This is a genomic window from Aneurinibacillus aneurinilyticus ATCC 12856, assembly GCF_000466385.1.
GTDB lineage: Bacteria > Bacillota > Bacilli > Aneurinibacillales > Aneurinibacillaceae > Aneurinibacillus > Aneurinibacillus aneurinilyticus.
This window is the reverse complement of record NZ_KE952665.1, coordinates 11,383-14,572: the sequence shown is the minus strand read 5'-3', so window position 1 is coordinate 14,572 and position 3,190 is coordinate 11,383. Positions and strand designations below refer to the sequence as shown.

Annotated in this window: 3 protein-coding genes and 1 riboswitch; of the genes, 1 reads left to right on the top strand and 2 read right to left on the bottom strand. The window is 44.3% G+C overall.

The window, feature by feature from the left end:
* Positions 1 to 138: 138 nt before the first annotated feature.
* Both HMPREF0083_RS00920 and HMPREF0083_RS00915 read right to left on the bottom strand, forming a co-directional pair.
* Positions 139 to 1,023 carry a DUF1444 family protein gene (locus HMPREF0083_RS00920; RefSeq protein ID WP_021619034.1) on the bottom strand — a complete coding sequence of 295 codons (885 nt, stop codon included), beginning with the start codon at positions 1,021 to 1,023 and terminating at the stop codon, positions 139 to 141.
* 172 nt (positions 1,024 to 1,195) lie between these two features.
* On the bottom strand, positions 1,196 to 2,386 hold the full coding sequence (locus HMPREF0083_RS00915; RefSeq protein ID WP_040301029.1) for a hypothetical protein: 1,191 nt from the start codon (positions 2,384 to 2,386) through the stop codon (positions 1,196 to 1,198).
* A gap of 170 nt (positions 2,387 to 2,556) precedes the next feature.
* Positions 2,557 to 2,685, top strand: a riboswitch (cyclic di-AMP (ydaO/yuaA leader).
* 2 nt (positions 2,686 to 2,687) lie between these two features.
* Here HMPREF0083_RS00915 and HMPREF0083_RS00910 point away from each other — a divergent pair.
* Positions 2,688 to 3,041 carry a hypothetical protein gene (locus tag HMPREF0083_RS00910; protein ID WP_021619031.1) on the top strand — a complete coding sequence of 118 codons (354 nt, stop codon included), beginning with the start codon at positions 2,688 to 2,690 and terminating at the stop codon, positions 3,039 to 3,041.
* Positions 3,042 to 3,190: the final 149 nt, after the last annotated feature.

Here is a 3,190-nt window from a genome sequence, read left to right as displayed (position 1 = left end):
TCGACACATTTTTGTGGCGAGAGGTAAGAAAAAAAGGAAGAGCGGTGGTAGCATCCAACCTCTTCTTTTTTCCGAAATTCCTCCTTCCAACCACCTGAACTTTTGTTACTACGTCAAGCAATTTACATATTTTTTCTTTTATCGCTCCGGTGGCCGCTTCTTTCTGCCACCGTGACTCGGATATTTATGACGTGGCTTTGGATTACGCATCACCATGTACGGCTCAAGGCCTTCGTCTGCATACATAAACGGAATCGGTGAAATCGGAACATTACCGCGCATGGAAAAATCAACAGCGATTTGCGCCAGCATATAAGCACCCTTAGCATCGGCTAAGTCCGCGACAATCAATACATCCTGGTGCGGAAGGGCAACACCCATCTTCCCATTGATTTTTTGCTGCATCCAGGAAAGCAAATCCTGATTTAATACTCGGCTGGCGCTATAGCTATCAGACTCCGTAAAAAAATAAAATATATTCTCCCCTACCACATCACGCTTTGGTGTGCTTTCGAGACGTGCCAAATTATTCAATGCCGCCTCATGCAATTCATCTTCCGTCATTTCCGCTTCTTTCAGCATGTCCTTCGTGATAAGCGTATAACTTGATTCCAGATCCAGTGCATATAACACAATCGTTTCTGCCGTATGCTCATGCCACACCACATTACCATCCTTCCCATTGCTGACGAAAGAAGGATGACGCAGCACCGGGTACAACTTTGTTTCATTGTCTCGCACAGTATGCTTTTGCGTTGCTTCGCGTGCAATCGAGCTCACTTTCTCCACAAACGCTTCAATCCATTGCTCCTTGTCTGATTCATACTGTTCTACCTTAGCGAACAACGGGGCAAGCTTTACATGAATACCGCCGTCCCGCTGCTGTCCATGGAAGAGAATAACTGTGTTTTCTTTTCCTTCTTCGCTTTCTACATGCCAATCTTTTGGAAGGGAATGCTGCAATTTCTCAATAACTTTTTGGTGTGTCTCTTTTCGCAATTCGTTCTGTTTATTTTCTGCCATCGTATCTCTTCCTTACTATATACATCTGGTTTGATAAATCGACAAACTTTTGTGGTAGGAGGTAAGAAAAGACGGAAGGGCGGTGGGTGGGCACGGTCGGAAAAAGACACACTGGCCTTTCTTCTGCCGAAGCGCAGGGCGCATCCAACCGCTTCTTTTTTCCGAATTTCCTTTAGCTAAATAGCTTCTGTTCAAATTCTTCTATAACTTGACGAGGGTCTTCTTCTGTCCATTCTGCAATTCGGGTTAGTGCTCCACCAATAAACCCGACAAACTCTTCTAGTTCCTGCTCATCATATACGATTGCGTCGCCTTCTACACGGGATTTTACAACCATTGATGTAACGAAACGTGTCATTGGCACATATTGGTCATTCAAGAAATAGAACACATACGGATATTGCTCCACAAGGCGGCTGGCCCAGACATTCACCGCTTCATCTCCCATCACATCTTCAAGCTCACCAGAGAAGCCATAAAAAGAAAATACGAGTCCACCCTTCTTCTCTAGTATCTGCTTCGGGTCCGACAAGGTGCGATCAAAAAAGGAGGCTAATTTAGCAATATTTTCATTTTCAACCTCTTCGCGAGATATCTGGATTGGTGTAATGTGGGCGAATTCATCCTCTTTTTCAGAGCTTGGTTGTCCGTCGACTTCATATTTCTGCTGCTCTGCAAGCAGATCATTCCCCTCGCCCTGAAGACGCTGCGAAATCGTCTCCATCGATTTCTCAAAACGTCTAAAATCTTCATCCGTTAGCTCCCAATGAACTGCTTCGGCAAATGCTTTTGCAATTTGACGCGCATCCCATGCAAGTGCCTCACACGTATCATAAATCATTACCAGTCGTCCCTGCATAAATGTTTGCTGTTTCTCAGGGTGTGCAGGCAACACATATGTCCGGTAAATTCTGGCCGTCTCCTTGTCCTGCCAATCAAAAAAGGCAGTAGCATCATACGTCTCACGCTCAGCTCCTTCAATGTACTTTCCAATGCGCTTGGCAAAAAACTCATCCGTTTCCTCTATCAGCTCCGGCGAGAGACGAAGCTGCAAACGGCCTTCGCTACGTAAGCCCAGCTCCACTTGTTCAAGGATCTCTTCAACAAGGTTCATCATTTCCTTATAGCTATGATGTTCAATTTTATCACGCGTAATCGTGTATATGCGAGGCTCAGCACGAGGCACTTCCAACTCTTTGTTTTTTGCAGCAGTTTCAAAAGGAAGGGCTGGCTCAGGCTCCACCTCTTTGGTCATCTCCATATCGTTTTCATATGACTCCGCCGCTATGTGCTCCGGCCTCGTTTCATGTTCCTCATCATTTTTCCGTCCCGCAAACATCCTGCGCAGGAATTGTCGTACCATGTTATAACTCCTCCTGTTGCCTTTTCCTACGTATTCGACACCCTTTTTATGTTTTCCTACCCTATTGTAATGGTAAATTAATAGTAGGGGAAGCGTCCAAAGCACGTAAGTCCTACGCGCTAAAAATCTAATTGACAATCGCTGTCTTGTATCTTATTATGATTCAATCATGATTCAATGCGCCGAATCCGTAAGGAGCGGGGGACCCACGCAATAGGGGTGAATCACCTCTGGTGTAGGGCATTCAGCCTTATGTCCGAACCCGTCAGCTAACCTCGTAGGCAAAATAAGGAGAGGAATTATGGTTAGTTTTTTCAGGAGCGTATTAAAAAAGGAAAACAAGCCGAAGACGCTACATGAACTGCAAACAGATGCAAAGAAGAGTTTGGTAGGATTAACCGGAAAAAAAGTGAGCGTACAAGTGGAAACTAATCAAGGAAAAAAAGAGATTAAGGGTATTCTTAAAAAAGTGTCAGCGGAAATTATGGGTACGAAACATCAGTGCCTCCATTTCTGTCTTGACATCAACACACAAAGCATCGGGACAATGGAAATCAGTTCAGTTTACGAAGATAATGGCCAGATTATTATTTTATGCGAACCAGACCATGCGCACCCGGGCCAATACAACAAAATCATCACTGTAACGAAATAAGACTTTTCGCACCCCGATAAGAACAAATCGGGGTGTTTATTTTTTATAAAGTTGCGGTAATAAACAAATAATCATTGGAAGCATCCGAAGCTTAATTCCCTTGATTAGGAATGCAGATAAATCGACAAACTTTTGTGGTAGGAGGTAAG